Source organism: Parapedobacter sp., from assembly GCF_035556095.1.
Taxonomy (GTDB): Bacteria; Bacteroidota; Bacteroidia; order Sphingobacteriales; family Sphingobacteriaceae; genus Parapedobacter.
This window is the reverse complement of sequence record NZ_DATMFT010000011.1, coordinates 61,028-86,387: the sequence shown is the minus strand read 5'-3', so window position 1 is coordinate 86,387 and position 25,360 is coordinate 61,028. Positions and strand designations below refer to the sequence as shown.

Sequence of the window (25,360 nt, the reverse complement as noted above, 5' to 3'; positions counted from 1 at the left end):
ACAAAGGTATCGTTTATCAAGACGACTTCATATAATCGTCATGTAAAGATTTGCGCTGCGTAATCGGTGCTCGATCGGCCATGCCGAGCCGTACCTTGACCCACCCCAGTGCTTTGTTGAGCTTAAGGCGGTACTGCTCGATATCAAATAATGCGGAATCCGTGGCCGCTTTATAGGCTAGAAAAATAGCCAATGGGGATAATACAAAGATAGCCATCCACATTCCCCAAAAGGTGTCGATATTGCCCTCTTTGGCCGATTTTTCGCTGACCGTCGAAATGATGTGGTAGATTAGGAAAAAAATGATAGCGACGACAACAGGTAAGCCCAGTCCCCCCTTGCGAATGATAGCACCTAGCGGTGCGCCGATACAAAACAATAGCAGACAAGAGACCGCCAAGGTGAACTTACGCTGGAATTCGACATTGTATAAAATGTCTTTATTGCTGTAAAACGCATCTTCATCCGCCTTAAGCATAACCACATCCTTGATGTACCGCACCTGGCTCAGGGCGCTACTGATGGCCATATTTCGCTTTTCGCTTGGAATAGTCGTGATGAAGTCTTTTTGATAACGGATTGGGTTTGATAAACGCTCACTGGTATCCTTCGTCTTATAATAGTCATTGAAATAGTGGTAATAGGATTTGATCTCACGAAACACGGTATTTCGCAAGCTGTCCATCTGGCGGGCATTGGAGTCCGTATAATGCGCTAGCTGCTTCAGGTTGAGCATCGCGTGATGGCTTTTGAATAGGTTTTCATCCGTTCGTTTCATCTGAAAAGCGGACATATCAAACTTTTGCTCGGTTTCCTCGAAATAAAACCGGGTGAATTGTTGCCGGGGGTTATACACGCGGGCCTTTTGTACCCTGGTATCCTCATAGCGGACACCGTCTTTAAGTTTGAGGATCATCGTGTTGTTGTCCGGCGAATTGTAGATGTATCCCTCCTTGGCCAGCAGTACATTATTGGCTGTATTACTCGTTTTATGATCATAGATCATCAGGTCATAAAGGATTTTCCCATCTTGGCTTTTGCCTTTGGCACGAATAGCGTATCCTGGGATGGTATTGTTGAATATACCGGGTTTGACGAAAAAGTCGGCCTGCTTGATCCGGACGTCATAGAGCAAAGACCCCATTTTAAGGTTAGCGACGGGCATGATGTAATCGCTGAATAAGAACCCGCCGACACTGAATAAGCCAACAAGGATAAATAACGGGGCCATGGCTTTCCGTAGCGAAACCCCGGCGGCTTTGATGGCCACCAATTCATAGCTTTCGCCCAAGTTGCCGAAGGTCATAATAGATGACAGTAGCATGGAAAGTGGTAGCGCCATGGCGACATTGGTGGCGGCCGCATACCAAAGCAATTCCAAGATCACGTACCATTCGAATCCCTTGCCAATCAAGTCATCGATATACTTGAAAAGGAAAAGCATGAGGAGAACAAACATCACGATAAAGAACGTGACGATAAATGGCCTGATGAAAGACTTCAGGATGAGAAGATGGATTTTTTTCATCAAAATACGTGCCCCGGACTACCTCAATGCAAAGGTACGATTTTTTTAAGCACCGATAACGCTTTGGAGATATTCGATTTGGTTATCCCAAATGAGTTTGCGGTCATCAAGGGTTTCTTCCCATGAAAAATCGGTGATGGCAAGAGCAACGTCATTGGTGAGTTCATCCTGCACGATTTCCATTTCGAAATGATAAGGCTCATCATCCAACCATTTATATTTGACCAGCTTATTTTCCCTAAGGCTGATTAGCTTGGCAACGTGCAGCTCACCATCCCAACTGAATTCATAAATACCATCTTTAAAGTTTACGTCATCCGCAAACCACTGGGCCAACGCATTGGGCTCGTGCAAGAAAGAAAACAGAATTTTCGGGGAGGACTTGATTTCGTATTCCAAATGGAATTTGGTTTTTTCTGCCATGCCAATTATGATGATTAAGCGTCTATGTTGCTTCTTTGAGCTTTAATAACTTTTTTTCTAAAGAAAGGGAAAATAAACTATATTTGCAAACAATTTTTCGGCGGGGTAGCTCAGATGGTTAGAGCGCAGGATTCATAACCCTGAGGTCGGCAGTTCGATCCTGCTCCCCGCTACTCGAATCAAGGAAGGAGAGACCGGTTTGGTACTCTCCTTCTATCGTTTTGAGCGTCAATGTGGCGTTATTTCACTTCCATCGGTGTGGTGAGTTGCCCATGACCAGCGGTTTCTCAAGTTGCATGTTGTATTTCGATGGTTAAATCCGTTTGCTAAGTATTGACAATTTGTAAAGCTTAGGAAGGGATTGTGCAAAGAAAACGTGCTAATGTTTAGTAATATAGGGTGAATAAAAATGATTTTTTTAACTTTATGCTCAGAATCCGTAGATGTAGCGCTAAGCCGATCACGGTTTACGATTCTATTCGTCAAAATTGATACATGATTCAGATCCGCACATTTGTAGCTCCACACGATAAGGAAGCTTGCGAAAAGTTTATTATTGGCCATCAAAAGTTGTTGGAGATATTTGGTATCACCAAAATTACCTCAAATCGACAGGATTGGGTGGATGACGAAAATACGGTCGTAATATTAGTTGAGCATGCTGAAACGAAGGCCGTGTACGGTGGGGCTAGATTGCAAATTGCGACGGGTGAGTATGAATTGCCTATTGAGATTGCGCTAGGTAAGTATGATCCCAAGATATATGACATGGTGCGGGCCGATCGCGAACGGGGCGGGACTTGCGAGTTATGTGGACTTTGGAATTCGAGAGAGGTGGCTGGGATGGGAATAGGTAGCTATATTTTGGCACGGATTGGCGCAGTGGTAGCTGTCCAGTTACCGGTGAATAGTATTTTTGTGCTTTGTGCCCCCATTACGGTACGGATGGGTAAACGTGTAGGAGCGGTTGTTGAAGCCAGTTTGGGCAATGATGGGCTCTTTTACTACCCCAAAGATGACTTAATCGCAACAGCGATGAGGCTGCGGGATATCCATGATTTACAACATGCTGATAAGTCGGAACAGGAAAAAATCATGTCGTTACGTGCCAATAACCATCAGAAGCTGTTCGAACGGGGACCTCGGGGAACGTTCGAGGTTGAATATAATTTGGAAATTGCTAACTCAGACAAATGGAAGTCGATTCGTAATCGCTAACTTATGAACACACACCTTTACAATCCGGACTATTTGCGGGAGACGCAGAAACTGCTGGAAAACATGAAGCAGGATTCGTATGGGCCGCTGCTAAGCCGTTCCGGTAAAATTGCAGACATCGGCTGTGGCGTGGGTGCTGATGTCAGTAATATGGCCAAATTAGGTGCTAAGGATTGCGCATTTGTAGGGGTCGATGCCGATCAAGGGATGATTGATCAAGCAAACCTCAATAAGGGGGATTGTAGCAATGTCCAGTTCCTGGTCGGAAATGCCGACACTCTTCCATTTGCCGAGGCTGAATTATCGGGATTGCGTGCGGAGCGCCTGGTGCAGCATTTAGCTAATCCACCACGGGTATTTGGCGAGTTTTACCGTGTTTTAAAAGACGGTTCGCCGGTAGTGATTGTTGAAACGGACTGGAACAGCGTATCTTTCTACAACGGCGATCTCCAGACTGTTCAGCGCCTCAGGGAATATCTTGCGGCGCACCAGGTAAAAAATGGGAACGCTGCCACTAATTTGATTCATGATTTGGAGACGGCCGGTTTTACGGACTTACGCATCCGGTTATATCCGTTGACCACGCATATACTTGAGCAGTGCATGGCGACCCTCCGTATAGATTATGCCTTGACCATGATGGAACAAAAGGGCCATATCACCCAGGAAGCGCATCGTACATTCCTTGATGCCTTGCAGCAGGCCGATAGTAGGGGCTGCTTCGTTTGTTCCATCAACTTGGTTGTCGTTACCGCCATGAAATAAGATTATCTATGTGGAGATACGTTGGTGCAACCTTTCTTTTCATGCAGTTTTTGGCTGTTGGATTGGCGCAAACCATTCATACGCATGAGGCGACGCAACGCATGTTGGAAAGCAACGACTTACTGGTATTAAAAACAACTACGCGTATCACCATCGATTCTGCAACGAAGGCAGCTTTTTTTCGACCCACTGCGAAGATTCCGAATTTAGGGATAACGAAGGGTGAAGTGTGGGTGAAATTCTCGGTAACGAACACCGCCGATGGTGCCGATAACCTGCTGAAACTGGCCAACCCGAATTTTGATGAAGTAACCCTGTATTCATTATCAGATCAATCTGTATTGGTAGATAGTGTATTGATTACCAAAGATAAACCGTTCGGCGAGCGAAAATACCTGGATGTTAATTATTTATTCGATTTAAATGTGCCGTCGGACCAAACCAGAGATTTTTACGTTCGTATTAAGAGCAAAATGCCCATCATTATACCGATATATATTGTAAGCCCGCAGCAGCATGTCAAATCAGTGGCCAGGGAATATTTGATTTCTGGGATATACATGGGTATCGTGTTAATCATGGGAATTTATAATTTTTGTTTATATTTATCTACGCAGGACAAAAACTATCTTTATTACATATGTTATGTTTTCGGCGCTGGGTTTACGCAAATGGGAGTAAAGGGGACAAGCTTTCAATTTTTTTGGCCCAACAATCCCGAATTCGAGAATTATGACATCGTACTGTTCGGATCACTCACTGGAATAGCCGCGTTATTTTTCACCATTAAGTTTTTGGATGTAAAAAGGAATTTTAGAAGGATTTATTTTGTCCTATTGTTTTTTATCTCGCTATTTGCCGGTGCGCTTGTCGCGCTGTTTTTCGACCACTATCTTGCTTTTTCTATCATGCAATCATCGACGACCCTGTCGTCTGTGGGCGTACTTTTGATTTCAGCATACGTAGTTTATAGGCAGCCCAAAGTGTCTTCGTCAACGATATTCCTCGGCGCATGGTCGATCCTTTTGCTGGGCTCTCTGATTTTCTTATTTAAAGATTACGGCGTCCTTCCCTATAATATGTTTACCGTGTATTCGGTACAAGCCGCGTCGGGAATCGAGATGGCGTTGTTGTCCCTTGCATTGGCAAACAAGATCAATGTTTATAAAAAGGAAAAAGAGGAGTCTCAAGCGAGGGAATTGGCGATGATTGAGGAGAATGCAAAACTTGTCAGTGAACAGAACGTCGTTCTTGAGCGACGCGTGGAAGAGCGCACCCGTGCATTGAAAGAATCGAATGGATCTTTGCAGGAAGCGCTAACGCATTTAAAAGAGGCACAAACCCAATTGGTGGAGGCGGAGAAGATGGCTTCTCTGGGGCAATTGACGGCGGGTGTTGCTCATGAGATCAATAATCCCATAAACTTTGTGACATCCAATGTCGCACCGCTCAAGCGGGATGTCAGTATGATTTGGGACGTACTAGACGAGGTAGAGCGTATTGCGCTGACCGACGGGATACCGTTCGAAGAAAAGGAGCGCCGTATCCAGGCCTATAAAGACGAAATAGATGTGGCGTATCTGAAAACCGAGATAGATTTTCTCCTGAAGGGAATGCATGAGGGTGCTACACGGACAGCCGAGATTGTTAAAAGCCTACGCATATTCTCGCGTGTGGATGAGGAGTCGTTGAAATTTGCAGATATTAACGAAGGGCTGGAATCTACGTTGGTAATCCTTAATAGTGTGATTAAGGAAGGCATTACGGTCAATAAGGAATTCGGCAAATTACCACCGGTAGAATGCTATCCAGGTAAGCTAAACCAAGTTTTCCTAAATATCATTACGAACGGTATTTACGCCATAAATAAAAAGTTCGAGGGAAAGCCGGGGGGTGTGTTGGAAATCAAGACAACCGTTGACGCTGAAAATGCATACATAGCTATTCGCGATAACGGGGTGGGTATGTCGGATCAGGTGAAAGAGAAAATATTCGAACCTTTTTTTACGACCAAGGAAGTGGGTGAAGGTACTGGCTTGGGCATGTCAATAGTCTATAATACCATTAAAAAGCACGGCGGTGAAATCAAAGTTGAATCGTCGCTTGGTGAAGGGGTATCTTTTTTAATTATTATCCCGCTCAATCAACAGGTGCAATAAGTTTACGTTATTAAATCAATTATGTTAATTTTGCTAAAATAGATCATTAACCATATAGACTTTTCCTTGTGTGATGCTCCAAGCTCCGGAAATACTTTACATTGATGACGAAGCCAATAACCTGATCAGTTTCAAGGCGACTTTCAGGTATCGGTATCCGGTTCATACGGCAATAAGCACCGATGAAGCCAGGGAGATATTGCGCTCAAACCCGAATATACGGGTGATTTTTTGTGACCAGCGCATGCCCGGGGAGACTGGGATTGAATTTTTACATGAGATTAGGAAAGATTTTCCCTTGCCTGTAAGAATCCTATTAACTGCCTATGCTGATTTGGAAACTGTTGTAGACGCCGTAAATAAAGGCCACATTTTCAGATTTGTACGTAAACCGTGGGTAGAAGAGGAGATTATTTCGTCTATTGAAGAAGCCAATAAGTTTTTCATTACCGATTCGATGTTAGCGCTACGAAATGAAGAACTTCAGAAGGCCTATGATGAACTCGACAAATTTGCCTACAGTGTCAGCCACGACCTGCGTGATCCGTTGACCGGTGTATTGTCGGCGATAAAATTGGGGTTGGAGTTTGATTCGGTTGAACGGATACACGAAATTCTAGCATTGATGGAAAGCTCGGTATTGCGATTGAACACCTACATCAACAGTTTGCACGACTATTACCTGTTGAAGCGTGGAGAGCTGACCATTTCAGATATTGACTTTAAAACCCTTTTTGAGTACCTGAAAAGCTTTTACAGTATCTATACACAGAACAACGGCGTAACCTTCTCTATTGAAAGTGATCAACGGGAGGGGTTCAAGGGTGACGAGACAACATTGAAGCTTATCTTGCATAACCTGCTTTCCAACGCGTTTAAGTACCAGAAGAAGGCAGACGACAATAAAAAAGTTCGATTGTCAGTCGTTGTCGAAGGAGGGAAAGCAACGATACGTGTTATGGACACTGGGATAGGCATCGCAGCGCAAGATATTGGAGAGATTTTCAAATTGTTTTTTAGGGGAAGTGACCAAGCTGAGGGTACGGGATTTGGGCTTTATAATGTGAAAAGTGCATTGGCCAAGCTTCGCGGCGAGATTGAAGTCAGCTCAATCGAAGGCGAAGGTACGACCTTTGTTGTGACCATTCCAAGCAAATAGTCGAATTTCCAACAGTGGGTTTATGAGAGTAGTTTTTGCCTAAGCAAAAACTCGAGTTGATCATTTGTGATTTCAAGTTGCGAGAAAGACTCCTTTATTTTCTTCCGTTCGGAGAATAGCTCATAAGCCCGCTGTATGGTTTCATCCAACTCTTCCTCACTCCAAGGCTTACTCAGGTAATGGAATATCTTTCCTTTATTTACCGCGTCGACCACCGCACTCATATCGGCATATCCTGTGAGTAAAATCCGCATAGGGTCGGGGTTTATCTTAATGACCTCTTCAAGGAATTCGACGCCTGTCATTTGTGGCATCCGCTGGTCGGTGATGATGATGTCTATGGGATGCTGTTCGACGATTTGCATGGCCTCGATACCACTCAAAGCGGTATATATCTTATATTTTAGACGGAAGGTAGCTTTGAAAGAAATCAAATTATTCTCTTCATCGTCTACATACAGAACGGAAATTTTCGTTTCCATGTTTCAGCGGATTTTAAGCCAATACCCATTTTTTTAAAACAATTTCTACAACAAACAGCAACGCAATATTTTGGCAGTCACCCTTTATAAGTTTACTCCTGCCGGGAAAAAGACCGTCATTTCAACAATCCCAAGTTACTAATTTTCGCACTCAAATAGTCAAAAATCAAAAATATTTTAAATATACACGCTAATATAGCTCGTTTTAATAATAAAACCAGGCTATTTATGAAACAGACGTGTCTATTTGGGAAAACTTGTTTCGTAATAGTTGAACCCCTCAATGGGTTAAAAGGCCGTCCCCCGAAGGAAACAGGGAGACGGCATCAAAAATCATATTAGCGGCTGCGGTAGAAGAAGATTGCCGCTCTAATTTTACTAAATGAATTTACGCGCCCAATTGAACCCGCTTGAAGACAGTAACTGTCAATCCCTTAGAAACACTATCCAGGAACTGGGCAATGTTTTTCGAAGAATCTTTCACGAATTCTTGGTTTAAGAGCGTGGATTCCTTATAGAACTTGTTGAGTTTACCTTGGGCAATCTTTTCAACCATTTCTTCAGGCTTGCCTTCTGCCCGGATTTGTTCTTTTGCAATCTCCAACTCGCGCTCAACGGTACGGCTGTCTACGTCGCTCTTGTCGATCGCTACGGGGTTCATGGCAGCAATCTGCATGGCCACATCCTTGCCCGCTTCATCCGTACCATCCGCTGCGCTGTTGAGACCTACCAAAACGCCTAAGCGATAATTGCCATGGATATAAGCAATTACTTTTTCGGCTTCAACTGTTTCATATTTTGACACGTCGATTTTCTCACCGATTTTGCCTGTTTGATCGAGCAATAGGTCGGCAATTTTCACACCGTCTATTTCCAGTTGTTTTAATGCCTCAACCGTTGCTGGTGCTTGGGCTACAGCTGCATCTGCAATGCTTTCGCCAAATGCAATAAAGTCGGCGTTTTTTGCTACGAAGTCGGTTTCGCAATTCAGTTCGATGACGATGCCTTTTTTTCCATCTGCGGTAGTCTTCGCGATAACTACGCCTTCGTTAGAGTCTCGGTCCTGGCGGCTAGCGGCCACCTTTGCCCCTTTTTTACGCAAGTAATCGATGGCTGCTTGGAAATCTCCATTCGCTTCAATTAGCGCTTTTTTACAATCCATCATGCCGGCACCGGTTTGTTGGCGCAGCTTATTTACGTCTGATGCTGAAATTTGTACTGTGGACATGCTATTTTCCTTATTTTGTTATGTACGATTCTTGGTTGCTAAACCAGTTTAATCTATTGTGCCGAAAAAAGGCAGAGATTTTGGGTTTCCATTAACGGATCGGATAAAAAAAACCGGATGGTACACTGGTTGACGGAAGTTAATCGCTTCCAGCACCCTTGCCCATCCGGCTTTTAAGATGCCAGTTATTCTCCGTCTTGGCTACCTTCCGCTTCGGCTGTCGCCTCAGCTTTTGCTTTACGCGGGCGTTTTCCGCCAGTGTCGGTTGTTTCTGCCTTAGCTTCTTCTTTGCCTTCAACTTCGGCTTCTTCGCCATTGTCTATCTTGGCTTTGGCAGCTGCAGCTTCCCGCTCGGCTTCTTCCTCTTTATCGCGCTTACGTTCTTCAAGTCCTTCCTGAATCGCCTTACCAATGAGCCCAGTAATAAGGGCAATCGATTTGGACGCGTCATCATTGGAAGGGATTGGGAAGTCGATGTTGGTAGGGTCCGAGTTGGTATCTACCATAGCAAACGTAGGGATATTCAATTTCAGTGCTTCGCTTACGGCAATGTGCTCCTTTTTCACGTCGATAATGAAAAGGGCAGCAGGCAAGCGGTTCAAATCGGCAATACCTCCTAATAGGTTTTCCAATTTAACACGCTCACGTTGTATCATCAGTTTTTCCTTTTTCGACAATACATCAAATGTGCCGTCCTTGGTCATTTTGTCGATGTTCGACATCTTTTTAATGGACTTGCGGACGGTCGCGAAGTTCGTAAGCATCCCGCCGAGCCACCGTTCGGTCACAAACGGCATGTTTACGGCCTTGGCTTGTTCAGCGACGATTTCCTTTGCTTGTTTCTTAGTGGCTACGAATAGCACTTTTCTTCCCGATTTCACCACCTGTTTGATCGCGGATGCGGCTTCTTCCAGTTTGGTGAGTGTTTTGTTTAAGTCAATGATATGGATGCCGTTGCGTTCCATGAAAATGTACTTGGCCATTTTCGGATCCCATTTACGGGTAAGGTGACCGAAGTGTACACCTGCATCCAACAACTCTTGATATGTAGCTCTTGCCATTTTTCTGTTCTCCTTAAAAGATTAACGTTTACTGAATTGGAACTTCCTGCGCGCTTTGCGGCGTCCTGGTTTCTTACGCTCCACCATGCGGTCATCGCGCGTTACCAGTCCTTTTGCACGTAAAGCAGGTTTTACCTCCGGATCTAGCGTGATCAATGCCTTGGCTATCGCCAGGCGAACGGCTTCCGCCTGCCCCTTGATGCCGCCACCGGCTACGTTAACCTTTACATCGTAGTTGCCAGTCGCACCGGCTACTTCTGTACTTTGGGTCACAATGTATTGCAATGGCAAGGTAGGGAAATATTCCTTGTAATCTTTGCCGTTTACAGTAATGTTACCGCTGCCAGCAGACAAATAAATGCGGGCTACTGCGGTTTTTCTTCTTCCTGACGTGTTCGTTGTCGACATTTCTTTACTCCTTAGAATTTAACAGTTTTTGGACTTTGCGCTGCATGGGGATGTTCGTTGCCTGCATATACGTACAGGTTCTTGAACAAGGCACGACCCAACCGATTCTTGGGCAACATGCCGCGTACGGCTTTTTCTACGATACGCGTGGGGTGCTTCGCCAATAACTCTTTAGGAGAATTGAAACGCTGGCCGCCCGGATAGCCGGTGTACCGTTGGTACACTTTGTCTTCGAGCTTGTTGCCAGTCAACTTTACTTTGTCTGCATTGATCACGATCACGTTATCGCCGCAGTCTACGTGTGGGGTGTACGAAGGCTTGTGTTTCCCCCGGATCACCTTGGCAATCTGGGATGACAAGCGCCCCAAAATCTCGCCTTCAGCATCAACAACAATCCACTCCTTGTTGACGGTGTTTTTGTTGGCAGAGACAGTTTTGTAACTTAACGTATTCACTTGCTTTGTTTTGAAATAATTAATAAATATATTTAACCCCTTTATTTTAAGGGACTGCAAAGGTACGACAATAAAATTTATTTTTCAAAGTTATGTGGCGAGTAATAATTATAGTATTCCGGGTTTTGGTTATGACTAGTGGCATGTGGTATACCACGGGTTCGGCCTTTGCCCAGGAAACCGCGGTATCGCAGACACCGAAATCTGCGGATAGTTTGTCGGCCAAAAGTCTATATGACAAAGGGATGCATCAAAAATCAGCCGGGCAATTGGCGCTGGCCGAGAAAACCTTTGAACAGGTAATTCAGCTACAGCCCAATCATGACGGAGCTTATTTCCAGCTGGCCCAGCTATACATCGATGCGGAAAACCTTGTCGCTGCGGAACGGGCCGCATTACGGGCGGCCGAACTCAGTCCGGATAATGAAAATTACTGGAATACCATATTGGATGTTTACCGGAAGACAAGAAACGTGAAAGCCATTCCCGTCGTATTGGATGAGCTCATCCGGCTTAATCCGAAGAATGCTTCCCTTTATCGTGAAAAAGCTTACGCATTGTTTGTTGATAAGCAGTATAATGCAGCATTAGCGGTTTGTGATACCATGAGTGCTCGATTCGGGGCAACTGAAGACCAACACCTCACCAAGCATCAGATTTACCTTGCCCAAGGCAACATGGACGCTGCAATCAATGAATTGGAGATGTTGGTCTCAACAGCACCCAACGAAAGTAAGGCTTACATCCTGCTGGCCGAATTATATACCAAAGCAGATGAGACGAAGAAAGCCATTGCCCTGCTGGATGATGCGGCGGATATTTTTCCGGATGACCCGCTCGTGTTGCTTGGTAAATCTGATGTTTACCTAGCCATGGAAAAACAACGGCAGGCTTATCATTATCTTCAGGAAGCGTTCAGTAGCGATAGCTTGGGAATAGATGCCAAAGCGGGTTTACTTTACAGTACACTCGGAAATACGCGGCACCCACTTGATAAAGTTTATGTTGCAGAATTGGCCGATTTATTTGCCCAGACCTACCCCAATGAGGCTAAGGCACATGCGGTGCGTGGTGACATATATATGCAATTGCAAAGACCAAATGAAGCCCGTGATGCTTATTTGGGTGCGCTGGATATTAATCGGTATATCGAGGGCGTCTGGCAGCAGTTGTTGCAGGTAGAACTTCAATTGGGGCGGTATGACGATGTTGAATCACATGGCAAAGAGGCGTTGGCACTCTTCCCCAACCAACCGCTCATCCTGTTTTTTACGGGCCATGGTTATTTGGGGAACAAGCGCTATCAAGAAGCCCGTACGTATTTGGAGACTGCGCTAAATCAGGCAAATGGGGAGCATGTTCCACTGTTGACTCAGTTGTATAGCAGTTTGGGCGATGTTTATAACGCAATGGACATGTATGCCGAATCAGATGTGGCGTACGAGGAAGCCATCGCGCTGGACAGTGCAAATGCATACGCATTGAATAACTATGCCTATTACCTGGCGCTCCGCAAAGAGAAGCTGCCTCTTGCCGCCGAGATGTCAAAGCGATCGAATGAGTTGGCACCCGATTACCCGTCCTACCAAGACACCTACGCTTGGGTGCTTTTTCAGCAAGGTGACTATAAAACGGCGCTTTCATGGATAGAAAAAGCGATAGCGAGTTCCGATACCGCATCGGAAACATTGCTGGAGCACTATGGCGATATCCTAGCGAAGTTAGGGCATGTCAGCAAAGCCTTGACCCAATGGAAAAAGGCTAGAACGCTGTCTCAAGCGGTTGGCAAGGATATTGATAAACTATCCCAAAAAATTGATGCGAAGCAATACATTGACTAAGGCGGCGGGGTTCTGTTTTGTTTTAGCGCTCTTGCTTTCTTGCGGGCCAAAAAAGCGGATCGTTTCGTCCGCGGGTAATGAAACAGCGGTGTCTGGAGCAGCAAGGGCGGCAGTGATGGATCATGTAGCCCAACAACAGTTACACTACGCTACCTTCAGCGGTCGTGCCAAGAGCAACCTCACCATCAATGGGAAGGAACGTTACGATGTGACAGCCAATGTGCGTGTGGTGCGCGATGAAGCGATTTGGATTTCGGTGACGGCAATCATGGGTATCGAAGTGGCGCGTGTGTTTATCACACCCGACAGCATAAAGATTATCAATCGCATGCAATCTGAATACACTAGAAAGCCCTTTGCCTACCTAAGTGGTTTTACGGGCAGTGGGTTGGATTTTTCCAGCTTAGAGCGACTGCTTGTAGGCGACGTAATTGACCAGGTTAGCGGACGTGATTTGGAAGTTTGGAAACGTGCCAGTGGGTACTTGTTGCAAAGACAAGCGGATAGTCTGCAATATGCGGTACACGTGGATACTGCTTACCAAAATAGTTATACGTCGATTGCGGCACCGGCACGTGGCCAACAACTAGAAGCGTTTTACTCCGACTACCAGGCGGTTGCCGAAAACTCCTTCCCGCATCAGATGAAAATTTCAATAGTTACCCCCCAGTTGACCCTGCTATCCGAGATGAGATACAGCAAGGTGGTTTACGACGAAAAGGTTGAGTTGCCCTTCATTGCCCCATCGAAGTATACTGAAGTCCAATAATGTAGAACGATGCGTGATTATCGGGGTAGATTTATTACTTTCGCAGACAATAACGGGCTGGGGGATGTGGTTATAGGAAGAAGGTTATCATTACCTATAACAGATTAAGTGGTATATAGATGAGTTATCTAAAAGGAACATTAAGCGTAGTTGTATTCTTTTTAACACTGGCTGCTGGCTATGCACAGAGCAGTGCTGAATTAAGGAAACAACGTGAGCAGTTGAACAAGGAAATTGAGCGACTTAACGAAAGCCTAAAAGCCACATCAAGCGATCGGAGCCTGTCGCTCAAGCAAGTAAACGCGCTAAACACCCAGTTGCGCCTGCGGGAAAAGAAAATCAGCACCATCAGTAGTGAAATCAAGCTAATCAACAATCAGATTGCGTCCCATAACAAGACCATCCAAAACCTTCGTGACCAGCTGGAAAAATTGCGTAAAGACTATGAGAGCATGATTATGTTTGCCTTCCGTAACCGGAATGCATACAATAAGATGATGTTTATTTTTGCCGCCAAAGATTTCAACCAGGCATTCAAGCGTGTCAAATACCTGCAGCAATTCAATGAATCGCGAAAGTTGCGCGCCCAAGATATTGAAGAGACGCAGAAGGAGATTGCCTTAAAAGTAGCACAACTGGAGGCCAGCAAAACGGAACAAGCAGCATTGCTTGGCGAGCAAGAGAGTGAACGTAAGACGATTGCGCAAGAGCAAGGGGCGCAATCTAAGGTATTGCAGGCGCTAACCCAGCAGGAGAAGAAATTCCAGCAGGAACTGCGGAAGAAACAGCAAGAAGATGAGCGTTTGGCAAGGGCAATCCGTACGGCAATCCAGCGGGAAATTGAGGAGCAGCGACGGATTGAAGAGGAGGCACGTCGGGCGGCGCTTGCAGTTGAGGCCGAGCGTACCGGTAAAACCGTCGCTGAGGTAGAAGCGGAAAAGCCGGTCGTCCGAAAAAGCGATACAGAGGTCTTGGCCAATACACCGGCAGCAGCAAAACTTTCGGCCGATTTTGCGGGCAACCGCGGGCGTTTGCCATGGCCTGTCCAGCAGGGCGTCATTACCCAGCGTTTCGGGCGGCACACGATTGGTCGGAACGTGACTGTCGAAAATTCTGGTATCACGATTCGCACGAATAACAACGCGCAGGTGCAGGCGATTTTCGACGGCACGATTATTCAAGTAGCAAATATGGCCGGATCTTATGCCGTTATCGTGCAGCATGGTAAGTATTTTACGGTCTATACGAAACTTGGCAATCCCACCGTGAAGCGTGGACAGACGGTTCAGCGCGGGCAGGCGTTAGGGACAGCACTGGTAGATCCGCAAGACGGGACGTCAGAGGTTCACTTCGAAATATGGGAAGGTGCAGCGCCCATAAACCCGGAGCCGTGGTTAGCAAAATAACGTGGTGATTGGCGTTCTCGCGATGCCAAGGTAGAGGGCAATTTATATGACAGAAACCGAGCTGTAAATTGAGCCTTCATCCACCATTGAAAAGAATAAAATAGATGAAATTAAATATTATACTTACATTTGCAGCATCGCCTAGTTATTGAAGGCTGGGTGGATTTGAAAATTTAAAACAACGGTTATGGTAGATTCAGTGTTGTTATTTCTTGGTGCTCAAGAGATTATCCTGATTGTTTTAGCGCTCCTTTTATTATTTGGTGGCCGGAAAATCCCGGAACTGATGCGTGGAATGGGACGAGGTATCCGAGAGTTCAAAGAAGGGCAGAAAGAGAACCCTAATGAGCCTAAGGAAGAGCTGGAAGGAAACAAGCAGTAAATAACTATCCAAATTACGGAAAGGACTTTATGCCGGATTGTCTACCTTGGTGTAAAGTCCCTTTATTTTAACGGCCGCTTACTCGATAGCAATTTTATTTATTGGCCGTACAATAAAAAGCAAATCCTTGCGTTTTTCACATAATGCATACTTACCCAGTATACATTGGTAACTCACTAATAAGCTAACCGATAGCTGAGATGTGAAATTATGGCATATACATACCCACTAGCAAAGCATGGTGTTAACTAAGATTTCGGCAGTAGCCGTAGGCAGTATGTTGTGTGTCCATGTGGCATGCGCTGAACCCTTCTCTCCTAATCTGCCGCCTGACACATTAACCACTGAGAATAGCGACGACAGTGCGATTGATATTCGGCTTGAACTGATAGCAGATAGTATAAGTTTTGTCGACTTGGAAGATGAACTGGAGTTGTTTCCGATGTTTACGTTCGTGCCAGCTACCGTCGAGGGGCGCTTAGCATACTTGCAGAAAATGGTACCACTTACCTACAACGCGCAAGTCCAGTCCTACATTGATGCGTACAGCACCGCGCGATATAAACGACATCTCGAGCAAATGATGGGATTGTCCCAGTATTACTTCCCAATATATGAACGGGCATTTTCCGAAGCAGGTATTCCTAAAGAAATTAAATATTTATCCATCGTTGAGTCGGCATTGAACCCCCATGCGGTGTCGCGGGTCGGGGCTACCGGATTGTGGCAATTTATGTATGCTACAGCACGGATGTATGACCTTGCTATTGACAGTTATGTAGATGAACGAAAGGATCCAATCGCGGCGAGTCGTGCGGCTGCCGCTTATTTGACAGATGCGTACAACGAATTCGGAGATTGGTTGTTGGCCATCGCTTCTTACAATTGTGGGAAAGGAAATGTGTTGCGGGCTATCCAACGGTCTGGATTGACCAATCCGGACTACTGGGCCATTAGTCCTTTCCTTCCGCGCGAAACTCGCAATTACGTGCCTGCTTTTATTGCCATTACTTATATGATGGAGTATCATGAAGAACATGGTATTGTGGCCGCGGCAACCAGCATCCCCAAGCAGACGGAAGCGATATGGGTGCAGAAACACGTGCCGCTGAGTGGAGTAGCCCAGGCATTGGGCGTAGAAGAAGAGGTCGTTAAGTCATTGAATCCGGCCTATAAACGAGGGGTCGTGAACGGTACTACCGACATGCCGAAAAGACTGATATTGCCCGAGGCACCTCCACATGCGTACCCAGCTTTATATGTCGTATTGAATACACCCAATGAAATGCAGGCATTTTACGCCGCCGAAGGGAAGGCACAACAGGACGTTGGGGCGATCGCGGCTACGCATCGGGTTCGTAAGGGTGAAACGCTCGGGAAAATAGCAAACCAATACCACGTCAGTGTCCAGGATTTAAAGGTCTGGAATGGACTTAAGAAAAATACGATTGTCCCGGGACAACAGCTTCGCATTATGGCTGCCGGTGAGCAATCCAATAAATCAACCTCACCGTCTACCAAAGCATCGTACATCACATATCGTGTTAAAAGCGGAGATACGTTGTCCGGTATCGCCGAACGGTATCGAAAGGCCAGCGTTTCGACTATCAAGTCAGACAATGGCCTGCGTAGCAACCGGATTAAGCCGGGAATGACATTGAAAATAAAAGTGAAATAACGGTTAAGTCGTTCGATTAAATGAGCCAAGCAGCATCGTCGCCTCCATCGCATTCGCGGAGCTGGACGGTTACATGTTCCTTGAGGATGGTGGAGAGTTTCAATCCCGAAAAATCGCTGAAGATTGGGAATTTATGATGGCTGCGGTCAATCAGCACCACGGTACGCATCTTCTTTAATGGCACGTCGAAAAACACGCCGATACCATAAGCTAACGTACGTCCGCTGTTCAACACGTCATCTATCAATACAACTACTTTGTCTTTTGCCTGTTCGACGGGAGTATCTGTCTGGGCGAGCAACGTGCTACTTGTTTTGTCCAACGTAACTTTGATCAGCGAAATATCGAAGGTTGAAATCCGTTCAAGTTCGGCTCTTAGGCGTTGAGCAAGCACATAACCGCGGTCCGCGATTCCCACCAAAACCAGCGAAGCCTCCTCGAAATTGTCTTCCATCAACTGGTAAGCAATACGGGTAATCTTTTTTGCTATCTGCTCTTGGTTGAGAATTAATACTTTTTTCGTGGACATATACTTAATTGTCATGCAATGGCTTGGTAAAGGTAAGTATATTCACCAAGCCCTCAAAGGGGGGGTACTAAAATAGCATCCTTTCATGGATAACTAATAAGCGCTTAGGGTATAAAAAGGATGGTTAGACGCATTAATGCATCGGTGGTGATAATGTCGACTCTTCGTCATCTGATTTGCTGGCTGTAGCAACGGCCAGCATCCGACCGCCGTTATAATAATAGCGTTTCCAATAGGCGTCATTCAGGTCGCTTATCATCACCCCACGGCTAGACGAAGCGTGTGCAAATCTATCGTCACCGATATAAACACCCACATGAGTAATGTTGCGGCTGCGTATTTTAAAAAATACCAAGTCACCGGGCATGAGCTGATCTTTCGCAATGGGGTCTACCTGTGTGTAGATGTTACGGCTATTGTGGCCAAGTGTGGTGTTGAAGACTTTGTCGTATAGCTCGTATGCAAATCTCGAGCAATCAACTCCCCGTTTGGTCTTTCCACCCAAACGATAGGGGGTGCCTATCCACTCGTAGATAAACTGATATAGTTTGGTATTGGTGGAAGCTGATACCGCTACGCCCATGATCTGGGAAAAGTAATCTTTGGCTAAATTGTCCGGGTCCGAAGGATCTGTAGACTGGTCGGCTGATGTTTGTGCTTGTGACACGGCAAATAAACAAGCGAATAGCAGGCAGGCTATTGAAGTTTTCTTTTTCATCTGTTTATTTCTTCTTTTTCAGTTGTCAGATGGAGCCTTTGATGATTTAATCCGCTAGCTGGTGGATTAATCATGTCGGGTTCATTAAATTGCCTTTTTATGAAACATGCAGACATTAATTGTTTACCAGCATGTTACCACATGCAAATGGTTCGGCGGCAAAACTATAGTAAAAAATCCATTGATGCAAGGAAAAAAGTACCTATAATTGGGCATGTTTCGAATTACTCGTTTTTTACTGGTTATAAACTTGCTAACAATAAGTTTTTGCTGGGCAAATACACAAGGGCAACCGGATACCTTGCGGATATTGGCTATTGGGAATAGTTTTTCACAGGATGCTGTTGAACAATACCTGTATGAGTTGGCTGCTGCGGCCGATAAGCCGATTGTTATCGCCAATATGTATATCGGTGGGGCACCGCTGTCACTACATTGGGAGAACGCGCGAACAGACAAGGCGGCATACAGTTACCGGAAAATCGATGTTGATGGTGTAAAAACCACAAAAGAAGAGGTGAGTATCCTCACGGCATTACGAGACGAGCATTGGGACTATGTTTCCTTGCAGCAAGCTAGTCCGCTGTCGGGCCAGTTCGATAGTTATGTTGCGCCACTCACCGCACTGCATTACTACATCGATAGTGCAACGGCCGGCGGTGTGAAGTACATTTGGCACCAAACTTGGGCTTACGCTGCTAATTCCACCCATAAAGGTTTTGCGAACTACCATAACGACCAAAACGAAATGTACCAAGCCATCATGGGCGCTTCTGCAAAGGCGCAGAAGTTGGTCCCGATCGGTCTGTTGGTTCCATGTGGTACGGCGATTCAGAACGCGCGGAACAGTTTTATCGGTGATAACCTAACGCGCGACGGATATCACCTCGACCTCCATATCGGTCGCTTCATAGCAGCCTGCACATGGTTTGAAGTGTTGTTTGGTCAGGAGGCGCCAGTAGATCGGTACCGCCCTGATGGCGTATCGGCAGCCCAAGCTGCGGTTGCCCAGCGGGCCGCCCATGCAGCCTGCCTTCAGCCTTTTTCGGTAACCGAAATTGCCTTAACGCCAAAGCCCAATATGCTGCTTGACGATTATGCTTTCGAGCCATCGAGGCTTACGGCGATAATTGGTAGAGCCAGCAATTTGGATTGACTTACCGATGAGGGTGCTGTTTCAGGGGCGTATAGGTAACCACTCAATCTGCGGGCTAGTTCGCGCAATGCTGCTTGGCCCTGATAAAAGGTTACGTATATTCACAGATTTGAAAACATTAAAATGACGGAAACAACGGTGATGATTATTGGATGGTTTGGATTTATTTTTTGCTCATTGGCTTATATGCTCCTCAACTTGAAAGTATTGCGGTTTGACAATCCGCTTTATCAGGTTTTGAATGTGATCGGTGGGGTAGGATTGGTTATTAGCGCTTTCTATTTTAAGGATACACCCAACCTCGCGGCCAATGGTATATGGGCACTCATCGCATTGTTTGGGGTTATTCGATATTCGCGAAGACGATCGGACCTAAGGCACAGTAGTCGGATGAGGGAGACCGAGTAGGCGCAAGGCTTCTATTTTATATTTGGCTATTTTTTCGTCAAAGGTTTTTGTATTCTCTAAAAGACTTAAATAAAAATACGCACCGTCTATCAATGCGAAAATGATGTCGGCTGTAAGCCGCGGATTTCGAACATCAATGAATTGCGCTTCTTTGCATTCTTCAATCAGCTCGGTAAGATGCTCACGAAGTGAATCGGTCAGTTTTCTATACTTGCTCTTTATTTTTTTTTCGCGAAAGGAGAGTGCATAGCAACTATAGAATAATCCGTCGTCAAATAGCTTGTTCCATTTTCTTGAAAACAGATCATCGATAACGGTTACCAGCAACTGTTTCAAAGGGATGCCGTTTTCTCGCTTAATTTTATAGATTAACAAATATTTATCGAGGATGTAATCGATGAGTGCGTAGGTGAGCTCTTCTTTGGTTTTGAAATAGTGGATAATGAGACTGGGGTTGATGTCCATTACCTTTGCAATCTTTGCAATAGACGTGTTTTCTAATCCTTCTTTCTTGGCAACCTTGTAAAAGACCTTGATGATCTCGAGTTGTCGGATTTCTTTTAAGCTCTTCCTTCCCATAATTGAGCGTTTATTAGTCTGTGCGAAAGTACAAAAATCTACAACATTATTTAGATTTTTGATTAATTGTATATTCATTTAATATTATTGTAAAAGCTTGGGGTCCGCTTATAATAGTAGTAAACGGTGAGTACGCCTAAGTTGTTAATTGTATGTTCAGTTAATAAATAATATTTATAATTCTGATTTATAGTGATTTATATTGTTTTATATATTATTTATTTGATAAATTAATAAAAAAAAAATAGCTTTGCTAAACAATTCGTAACCATTTTGCGATGATGAACTAACGAGGTTTTAATCGGCCAAATTATGAATAAAATCAATTTAATCAGAAGAAAAGTATTCGCACAGGCGCGAATGTAGTTTGAGTGTTTTTGCTTGTTACGCGAAATCCAGGCAAGTCTTATTGAAGTGGATGCGCTGAAAAAAATACTTCGTTAATCCGTGCAATAAACCGAAGTGTACGGAATTTACGGCGGTATTTGGCACCACGGCAGGCCGCAAAGCGAATTTATCTCATTATAACCACTGATTTTAAACTGAAATATACTTTTATGATAGTTGAGAAAAGCAAGTTTTCGTTTGTTATAGCGGTTTGCACGCTACTTCTGCTAGCGTGTGATAAGCAGAAAGCAAGGGAAGTTCCCTCGATTCCACATGACCCGAATGTACCCATCCAGTTAACTGACTTTATTCCCGATTCGGGCGGCATGTCTACACAGGTTATCATTCGGGGATCAAACTTTGGCACAGACGCATCTCAGCTTAAAGTTTATTTTAATCATAAGGAAGCCAAGGTTGTACGGACAATAGGTGATCTCGCGTATGTGCTTGCGCCGCGTTTGCCGGGCGATACCTGTATTGTTTCGGTTGTCATGGGAAACGATTCAATCCAGTACAAAAAGCCTTTCTATTATCGACCGAAGGTTCAGGTGTCAACGATTTCGGGTACGCCGCATAGCGAAAGGGAAAGCGTGGATGGAACATTGGTTGAGGCCAGATTCGATAACCCTTGGTACATCGCGGTAGATAGAGAAAAGAATATTCTTGTCGGCGAATGGAAAGCACGTGCAAGGTTGATTAATGAAGAGCGAAACTCTGTTGTGACTTTATTAAATACTACGGCATACGGGGAAATGGCTTCAGGCTGTACGGACAAGGATGGTAAGACGTTTTATTTTCCGATGAATGGTGCCCCGTATTATTATGAATTTGATCCCGAGAAACAATGGCTCGCGAGGCGTGTCAATCCGACAAAGCGTGCCGGTGATGATTTCGATTTAACCGGTAAGTATTCATTGGCATTCAACGAACTCGACAGCTCACTCTATACGATAACGACGCAGGGCGAATTAGTGAAGATTGATCCGAGGACTCATGAAGCATCGCTGGTTAAAAAAGGTATCTTAAAGGACAGGGTCCAGTCATCATTACAAGTATATTTGACTTTCCATCCAATTGATAAGCACATACTCTATTTTGTCAACCCTTCTTCAATGGCCCCCAATGATGGTCCTATACCGGGCACGGATAGAATTTATAGAATGGACATGAGAACATTGGAAGTCGAAGATTACGCAGGATCGGGTATAAAAGGGCATTCCGACGGGCCGAAAGAACTGGCGCAATTTAGTAATCCCTGTCAAATAAGCTTTGATAGTGACGGCAACCTTTACGTGGGCGATACCGATAATTATTGTGTACGTATGATTACGCCACAGGGTGTTGTTTCTACCATCGCTGGAATTCCAGGAACCTCCGGATATTTAGACGGAGACCCGGACGTAGCGTTATTCGATCGCTTTTGGGGGATGAAAATCGATGTGGACGGTACCTTGTACATTTCTGATTATTATAATAGGTGTATTCGTAAAATAACTATACAGTAACATGGAGAGATTTATAAAAAGAATAGCGTGCCCAATGATGAAACTAATATGTGCCGCAATCGTCATGTTCTGTTTTCCAAATCACATTGCTGCTCAACAAAGTACAACAGAAAAACAGGAGGTTGTGTTGGAAGGTGCGGTGTACGATGAAATGGACAAGGCCATGGAGGGGGTAAGTATCCATATCAAGAATCGGCCCGGTGTGGGGTGGACAACCAACGATGCCGGGCAGTTTCAGCTAAGCGGCCGTCCCGGTGATGTATTGGCTTTTTCATTTACTGGCTTTGAAAGCCAGGAGTATGCGATTACAAACCCCGAAAATGACATCAAAATTGTGATGGTGGCATCAGAAAATGTACTTGAGGAAGCAGTTGTAATTGGCCTGGGAACACAGCGGAAAATAAGTTTGGTTGGCGCCGTGACAAGTGTAGATGTCAAGGATTTACAGGTCCCGGCAACTTCGCTCAACAACCTCATTGGCGGGCGTGTTCCGGGTATTATTTCTATGCAACAGAGCGGGGAACCCGGAAAGAACATTTCCGAATTTTGGGTGCGCGGAATCGGCACGTTTGGTGCCAATAGTGGCGCATTGGTCTTGGTTGATGGTTTAGAAGGTACACTAAGCCAAATCGATCCGGCTGATATCGAGTCTTTTTCTGTATTAAAAGACGCATCTGCAACAGCTGTATACGGTGTTCGCGGCGCCAATGGTGTTATCCTGGTCACCACCAAACGGGGCGATGATCAAAAGTTACAAATCACGGGTCGACTTAGTCAGACTGTTTCCTACTTGAATAAGACACCAGATTACCTGGATGCCTATGATTATGCCAATTTGGCTAATGAAGCTTCTGTGGTTTCGGGCAATCAACCGCTGTATAATGATGTGCAAATGGAGTTGATCAAGAATAACTTGGATCCCGATTTGTACCCCAATGTGAATTGGCAGGAGGAAATCTTGAAGAGAACGTCATTGCAACAGACGTATTATTTGAGTGCGCGAGGAGGTGGGTCGCTTGCCCGGTATTTCATTAGTCTAGGAATGTCTAATGAATCGGCTGCTTACAAACAAGATGATGTGAGCAAGTACAAAAAGAATATTGGTTACAATACCTATAACTACCGCCTCAATCTCGATGTAAATGTTACCAAGACTACATCGGTATACCTTGGACTTGATGGTCATAACTCGGTGAATTTCCTGCCAGGTATGGCAAATACCGACTGGCTATGGTCTTCCCAAGCTAAATTGACACCGCTTACCGTACCCATGCAGTACTCAAATGGAGCAGCACCGGCATTTGGGAATTTCGACGAAATATCTCCCTATATCCTTTTGAACAAAACAGGGATGTCTACCAATCAAACATACCGGAACATGGCGACAATAGCCGTTAACCAAGATTTTGGTTTTCTAATTAAGGGTTTGAAGGGTAAAATTCAAGGTGCATTTGATAATTGGGCATACTTCAATGAGCGGCGAGATAAGCGGCCGGATTTGTATAGTTCTACCGGTCGCAATACCAATGGCGAGTTGATCATGATTAAGCGCGTGAATGCGTATGATGTCCAGTATTCAACTACCGAGAGCCAATGGCGTAAATACCACCTGGAAGCAAATTTGAATTTTGACCGGTTTTATGAAAGCGGCCATCGGATAGGCGGTCTGCTTTACTACTACATGAGCAGTGAAGGTGCGACCAACGAAGGGTCCAGCATGATGGCAATCCCAAAAAGATACCAGGGGATATCGTCGCGGATTACCTATGGGTACAAGGATACCTATTTGATTGACGGAAATTTCGGTTACACCGGATCGGAGAACTTTAAAAGGGGCGAACAGTTTGGATTTTTCCCATCAATAGCCGTAGGGTGGGTGCCAACGCAATACGAATGGGTAAAAGATCATCTGCCCGTAATCAACTTTCTAAAGATCAGAGGATCGTATGGCACGGTAGGTAATGACCGGATCAGTGACGATCGGTTCCCATACCTAACCATCGTTAATTCAAACGCCGCGGGTGGCTGGGGTGGTCCCGGGCTTATAGAAAGCGTGGTAGGTGCAGATAATTTAGCTTGGGAGGTTGCAAAAAAGGCGAATATAGGTCTCGAGGCTAAATTGTTTGATAATAAGCTGGAGTTTATCGTGGATTTTTTCAATGACAACCGCGAGGGTATTTTTCAACGGAGAACGCAGCTGCCTACTTGGGTTGGTGCAGTCACGATGCCATATGGCAACGTCGGTTCCATGAAAAGTTACGGTGCAGACGGTAACCTGAGTTATGTTTTAGATATTGGCGAACAGTCGGCGCTAACGTTTAGGGGGAATTTTACCTATGCTACCAATAAGGTGACCAATTGGGAACAACCGTATCAAAAATATGACTATTTATCGTTTACCGGCAAGCCCTATAATGTGCTTCGGGGTTTTAAAGCCATCGGTTTATTTGTCGATGAGCAGGACGTCATCAATAGTCCCACACAATTCGGAAAGGTACGGCCTGGCGATATCAAATACAAAGATGTAACCGGCGATGGCGTAATCACGGACGACGATCGAATTCCGTTGTCCTATTCACCGATACCTCGTTTGATGTATGGTTTTGGTGTCGAATTCCGCCGTCGGGACCTTACCGTTGGTGTATTGCTTAGAGGGACAGGCCGCACTGATTTTTTCATGAACAACAATGGGTATGGCTATCTTCCTTTTTATGGCGGAATGATCGGCAACGTGCTTTCTGTGGCAAATGACCAAGCCAATCGGTGGACACCTGCGTGGTATTCGGGAGATCCGTCTACTGAAAAACAAGATGTCCGTTTCCCACGGTTGACCTATGGTCGGAATGAGAACAACGATGTTTATTCGTCTTTTTGGCTCGGTGATGGTCGCTACCTTAGGTTGCAGGAGGTCTCCATAAATTACAACCTACGGCCAACCATTCTGACCGAATATCTGAATATGCGGTCAATCGACTTACAGTTTGTTGGATACAATCTAGCGGTTTGGGACTCAGTGAAAATATGGGATCCCGAATTGGCGAATCAAAATGGATATGCATACCCCATTCCAATGCGTTTTGCCTTTCAGCTCTACGTCAACTTTTAATTGAAAATAC

23 protein-coding genes and 1 tRNA gene are annotated in these 25,360 nt (G+C 45.1%); 14 read left to right on the top strand and 10 right to left on the bottom strand.

The features are described from left to right. Positions 1–16: 16 nt before the first annotated feature. Positions 17–1,528 (bottom strand): LptF/LptG family permease, encoded by a 1,512-nt coding sequence (locus VNQ80_RS05175; RefSeq protein WP_325636389.1) that lies wholly within the window; start codon positions 1,526–1,528, stop codon positions 17–19. Between the two features lie 45 nt (positions 1,529–1,573). Beyond that, entirely contained in the window at positions 1,574–1,951 is a 378-nt protein-coding gene (locus VNQ80_RS05170; protein ID WP_325636388.1) for an START-like domain-containing protein, read from the bottom strand. Positions 1,952–2,050: 99 nt separating this feature from the next. Here VNQ80_RS05170 and VNQ80_RS05165 point away from each other — a divergent pair. From VNQ80_RS05165 to VNQ80_RS05145, 5 genes are all read left to right on the top strand, one after another. Then, positions 2,051–2,124: transfer RNA gene (locus tag VNQ80_RS05165), tRNA-Met, on the top strand. Positions 2,125–2,446: 322 nt separating this feature from the next. Next, positions 2,447–3,169, top strand: a complete 723-nt coding sequence (locus VNQ80_RS05160) for a hypothetical protein (RefSeq protein WP_325636387.1) — start codon at positions 2,447–2,449, stop codon at positions 3,167–3,169. A 3-nt stretch (positions 3,170–3,172) separates the two neighbouring features. Beyond that, the gene (locus VNQ80_RS05155; protein ID WP_325636386.1) at positions 3,173–3,934 is read left to right on the top strand and encodes a methyltransferase domain-containing protein; all 762 of its coding nucleotides are present in this window, start codon (positions 3,173–3,175) and stop codon (positions 3,932–3,934) included. A gap of 8 nt (positions 3,935–3,942) precedes the next feature. Then, positions 3,943–6,093 (top strand): sensor histidine kinase, encoded by a 2,151-nt coding sequence (locus VNQ80_RS05150; RefSeq protein ID WP_325636385.1) that lies wholly within the window; start codon positions 3,943–3,945, stop codon positions 6,091–6,093. A gap of 73 nt (positions 6,094–6,166) precedes the next feature. After that, positions 6,167–7,252 carry a hybrid sensor histidine kinase/response regulator gene (locus VNQ80_RS05145; protein ID WP_325636574.1) on the top strand — a complete coding sequence of 362 codons (1,086 nt, stop codon included), beginning with the start codon at positions 6,167–6,169 and terminating at the stop codon, positions 7,250–7,252. A 20-nt stretch (positions 7,253–7,272) separates the two neighbouring features. Here the strand turns inward: VNQ80_RS05145 and VNQ80_RS05140 are convergent, their stop codons facing one another. The 5 genes from VNQ80_RS05140 to rplM form a co-directional block, all read right to left on the bottom strand. Beyond that, positions 7,273–7,734 (bottom strand): response regulator, encoded by a 462-nt coding sequence (locus tag VNQ80_RS05140; RefSeq protein ID WP_325636384.1) that lies wholly within the window; start codon positions 7,732–7,734, stop codon positions 7,273–7,275. 388 nt (positions 7,735–8,122) lie between these two features. Continuing rightward, positions 8,123–8,962, bottom strand: a complete 840-nt coding sequence (gene tsf, locus VNQ80_RS05135) for a translation elongation factor Ts (protein ID WP_325636383.1) — start codon at positions 8,960–8,962, stop codon at positions 8,123–8,125. Between the two features lie 185 nt (positions 8,963–9,147). Further along, positions 9,148–10,023, bottom strand: a complete 876-nt coding sequence (rpsB, locus tag VNQ80_RS05130) for a 30S ribosomal protein S2 (RefSeq protein WP_325636382.1) — start codon at positions 10,021–10,023, stop codon at positions 9,148–9,150. A 21-nt stretch (positions 10,024–10,044) separates the two neighbouring features. After that, positions 10,045–10,431 carry a 30S ribosomal protein S9 gene (gene rpsI / locus VNQ80_RS05125; protein ID WP_262249355.1) on the bottom strand — a complete coding sequence of 129 codons (387 nt, stop codon included), beginning with the start codon at positions 10,429–10,431 and terminating at the stop codon, positions 10,045–10,047. Positions 10,432–10,442: 11 nt separating this feature from the next. Further along, positions 10,443–10,886: a 50S ribosomal protein L13 gene (rplM, locus tag VNQ80_RS05120; protein WP_325636381.1), complete on the bottom strand. Its 444-nt coding sequence runs from the start codon at positions 10,884–10,886 to the stop codon at positions 10,443–10,445. A gap of 143 nt (positions 10,887–11,029) precedes the next feature. Here rplM and VNQ80_RS05115 point away from each other — a divergent pair, with 143 nt between their 5' ends. From VNQ80_RS05115 to VNQ80_RS05095, 5 genes are all read left to right on the top strand, one after another. Beyond that, positions 11,030–12,727, top strand: coding sequence for a tetratricopeptide repeat protein (locus VNQ80_RS05115; protein WP_325636380.1), 1,698 nt, complete (start codon positions 11,030–11,032; stop codon positions 12,725–12,727). After that, positions 12,705–13,496, top strand: a complete 792-nt coding sequence (locus tag VNQ80_RS05110; RefSeq protein ID WP_325636379.1) for a DUF4292 domain-containing protein — start codon at positions 12,705–12,707, stop codon at positions 13,494–13,496. Before VNQ80_RS05115 ends, VNQ80_RS05110 begins: the two co-directional genes overlap by 23 nt. 119 nt (positions 13,497–13,615) lie before the next feature. Continuing rightward, a complete protein-coding gene (locus VNQ80_RS05105; RefSeq protein ID WP_325636378.1) occupies positions 13,616–14,902 on the top strand; it encodes a murein hydrolase activator EnvC family protein in 1,287 nt (428 codons plus the stop codon). A gap of 187 nt (positions 14,903–15,089) precedes the next feature. Next, positions 15,090–15,284, top strand: coding sequence for a twin-arginine translocase TatA/TatE family subunit (gene tatA / locus VNQ80_RS05100; RefSeq protein ID WP_325636377.1), 195 nt, complete (start codon positions 15,090–15,092; stop codon positions 15,282–15,284). 238 nt (positions 15,285–15,522) lie between these two features. Continuing rightward, a complete protein-coding gene (locus tag VNQ80_RS05095; protein WP_325636376.1) occupies positions 15,523–16,962 on the top strand; it encodes a lytic transglycosylase domain-containing protein in 1,440 nt (479 codons plus the stop codon). A 16-nt stretch (positions 16,963–16,978) separates the two neighbouring features. Here the strand turns inward: VNQ80_RS05095 and VNQ80_RS05090 are convergent, their stop codons facing one another. Further along, positions 16,979–17,491 carry a phosphoribosyltransferase family protein gene (locus VNQ80_RS05090; RefSeq protein WP_325636375.1) on the bottom strand — a complete coding sequence of 171 codons (513 nt, stop codon included), beginning with the start codon at positions 17,489–17,491 and terminating at the stop codon, positions 16,979–16,981. A gap of 133 nt (positions 17,492–17,624) precedes the next feature. Further along, positions 17,625–18,209 carry a C40 family peptidase gene (locus VNQ80_RS05085; RefSeq protein WP_325636374.1) on the bottom strand — a complete coding sequence of 195 codons (585 nt, stop codon included), beginning with the start codon at positions 18,207–18,209 and terminating at the stop codon, positions 17,625–17,627. 250 nt (positions 18,210–18,459) lie between these two features. Between VNQ80_RS05085 and VNQ80_RS05080 the strand changes: the two genes are divergently transcribed. Both VNQ80_RS05080 and VNQ80_RS05075 read left to right on the top strand, forming a co-directional pair. Continuing rightward, on the top strand, positions 18,460–19,365 hold the full coding sequence (locus VNQ80_RS05080; protein WP_325636373.1) for a DUF4886 domain-containing protein: 906 nt from the start codon (positions 18,460–18,462) through the stop codon (positions 19,363–19,365). A gap of 123 nt (positions 19,366–19,488) precedes the next feature. Next, entirely contained in the window at positions 19,489–19,773 is a 285-nt protein-coding gene (locus tag VNQ80_RS05075; protein WP_325636372.1) for a CBU_0592 family membrane protein, read from the top strand. Here VNQ80_RS05075 and VNQ80_RS05070 read toward each other — a convergent pair. Then, the gene (locus VNQ80_RS05070) at positions 19,738–20,352 is read right to left on the bottom strand and encodes a TetR family transcriptional regulator (RefSeq protein ID WP_325636371.1); all 615 of its coding nucleotides are present in this window, start codon (positions 20,350–20,352) and stop codon (positions 19,738–19,740) included. The genes VNQ80_RS05075 and VNQ80_RS05070 overlap by 36 nt on opposite strands. A gap of 557 nt (positions 20,353–20,909) precedes the next feature. Between VNQ80_RS05070 and VNQ80_RS05065 the strand changes: the two genes are divergently transcribed. Together VNQ80_RS05065 and VNQ80_RS05060 are read left to right on the top strand one after the other, a co-directional pair. Next, positions 20,910–22,244 (top strand): IPT/TIG domain-containing protein, encoded by a 1,335-nt coding sequence (locus VNQ80_RS05065; protein WP_325636370.1) that lies wholly within the window; start codon positions 20,910–20,912, stop codon positions 22,242–22,244. Positions 22,245–22,278: 34 nt separating this feature from the next. Beyond that, on the top strand, positions 22,279–25,350 hold the full coding sequence (locus tag VNQ80_RS05060; protein WP_325636369.1) for a TonB-dependent receptor: 3,072 nt from the start codon (positions 22,279–22,281) through the stop codon (positions 25,348–25,350). Positions 25,351–25,360: the final 10 nt, after the last annotated feature.

Excerpts from the sequence above, each read along its gene's own strand:
- VNQ80_RS05060 (WP_325636369.1), top strand. The coding sequence starts at position 22,279 with ATGATGAAACTAATATGTGCCGCAATCGTCATGTTCTGTTTTCCAAAT.
- VNQ80_RS05115 (WP_325636380.1), top strand. The coding sequence starts at position 11,030 with ATGTGGTATACCACGGGTTCGGCCTTTGCCCAGGAAACCGCGGTATCG.
- VNQ80_RS05110 (WP_325636379.1), top strand. The coding sequence starts at position 12,705 with ATGCGAAGCAATACATTGACTAAGGCGGCGGGGTTCTGTTTTGTTTTA.
- VNQ80_RS05170 (WP_325636388.1), bottom strand. The coding sequence starts at position 1,951 with ATGGCAGAAAAAACCAAATTCCATTTGGAATACGAAATCAAGTCCTCC.
- VNQ80_RS05105 (WP_325636378.1), top strand. The coding sequence starts at position 13,616 with ATGAGTTATCTAAAAGGAACATTAAGCGTAGTTGTATTCTTTTTAACA.
- VNQ80_RS05065 (WP_325636370.1), top strand. The coding sequence starts at position 20,910 with ATGATAGTTGAGAAAAGCAAGTTTTCGTTTGTTATAGCGGTTTGCACG.
- rpsB (WP_325636382.1), bottom strand. The coding sequence starts at position 10,023 with ATGGCAAGAGCTACATATCAAGAGTTGTTGGATGCAGGTGTACACTTC.
- tsf (WP_325636383.1), bottom strand. The coding sequence starts at position 8,962 with ATGTCCACAGTACAAATTTCAGCATCAGACGTAAATAAGCTGCGCCAA.
- VNQ80_RS05175 (WP_325636389.1), bottom strand. The coding sequence starts at position 1,528 with ATGAAAAAAATCCATCTTCTCATCCTGAAGTCTTTCATCAGGCCATTT.
- VNQ80_RS05160 (WP_325636387.1), top strand. The coding sequence starts at position 2,447 with ATGATTCAGATCCGCACATTTGTAGCTCCACACGATAAGGAAGCTTGC.
- VNQ80_RS05140 (WP_325636384.1), bottom strand. The coding sequence starts at position 7,734 with ATGGAAACGAAAATTTCCGTTCTGTATGTAGACGATGAAGAGAATAAT.
- VNQ80_RS05155 (WP_325636386.1), top strand. The coding sequence starts at position 3,173 with ATGAACACACACCTTTACAATCCGGACTATTTGCGGGAGACGCAGAAA.
- VNQ80_RS05075 (WP_325636372.1), top strand. The coding sequence starts at position 19,489 with ATGACGGAAACAACGGTGATGATTATTGGATGGTTTGGATTTATTTTT.
- VNQ80_RS05095 (WP_325636376.1), top strand. The coding sequence starts at position 15,523 with ATGGTGTTAACTAAGATTTCGGCAGTAGCCGTAGGCAGTATGTTGTGT.
- rpsI (WP_262249355.1), bottom strand. The coding sequence starts at position 10,431 with ATGTCGACAACGAACACGTCAGGAAGAAGAAAAACCGCAGTAGCCCGC.
- VNQ80_RS05090 (WP_325636375.1), bottom strand. The coding sequence starts at position 17,491 with ATGTCCACGAAAAAAGTATTAATTCTCAACCAAGAGCAGATAGCAAAA.
- VNQ80_RS05150 (WP_325636385.1), top strand. The coding sequence starts at position 3,943 with ATGTGGAGATACGTTGGTGCAACCTTTCTTTTCATGCAGTTTTTGGCT.
- VNQ80_RS05145 (WP_325636574.1), top strand. The coding sequence starts at position 6,167 with ATGCTCCAAGCTCCGGAAATACTTTACATTGATGACGAAGCCAATAAC.
- tatA (WP_325636377.1), top strand. The coding sequence starts at position 15,090 with ATGGTAGATTCAGTGTTGTTATTTCTTGGTGCTCAAGAGATTATCCTG.
- VNQ80_RS05070 (WP_325636371.1), bottom strand. The coding sequence starts at position 20,352 with ATGGGAAGGAAGAGCTTAAAAGAAATCCGACAACTCGAGATCATCAAG.
- VNQ80_RS05085 (WP_325636374.1), bottom strand. The coding sequence starts at position 18,209 with ATGAAAAAGAAAACTTCAATAGCCTGCCTGCTATTCGCTTGTTTATTT.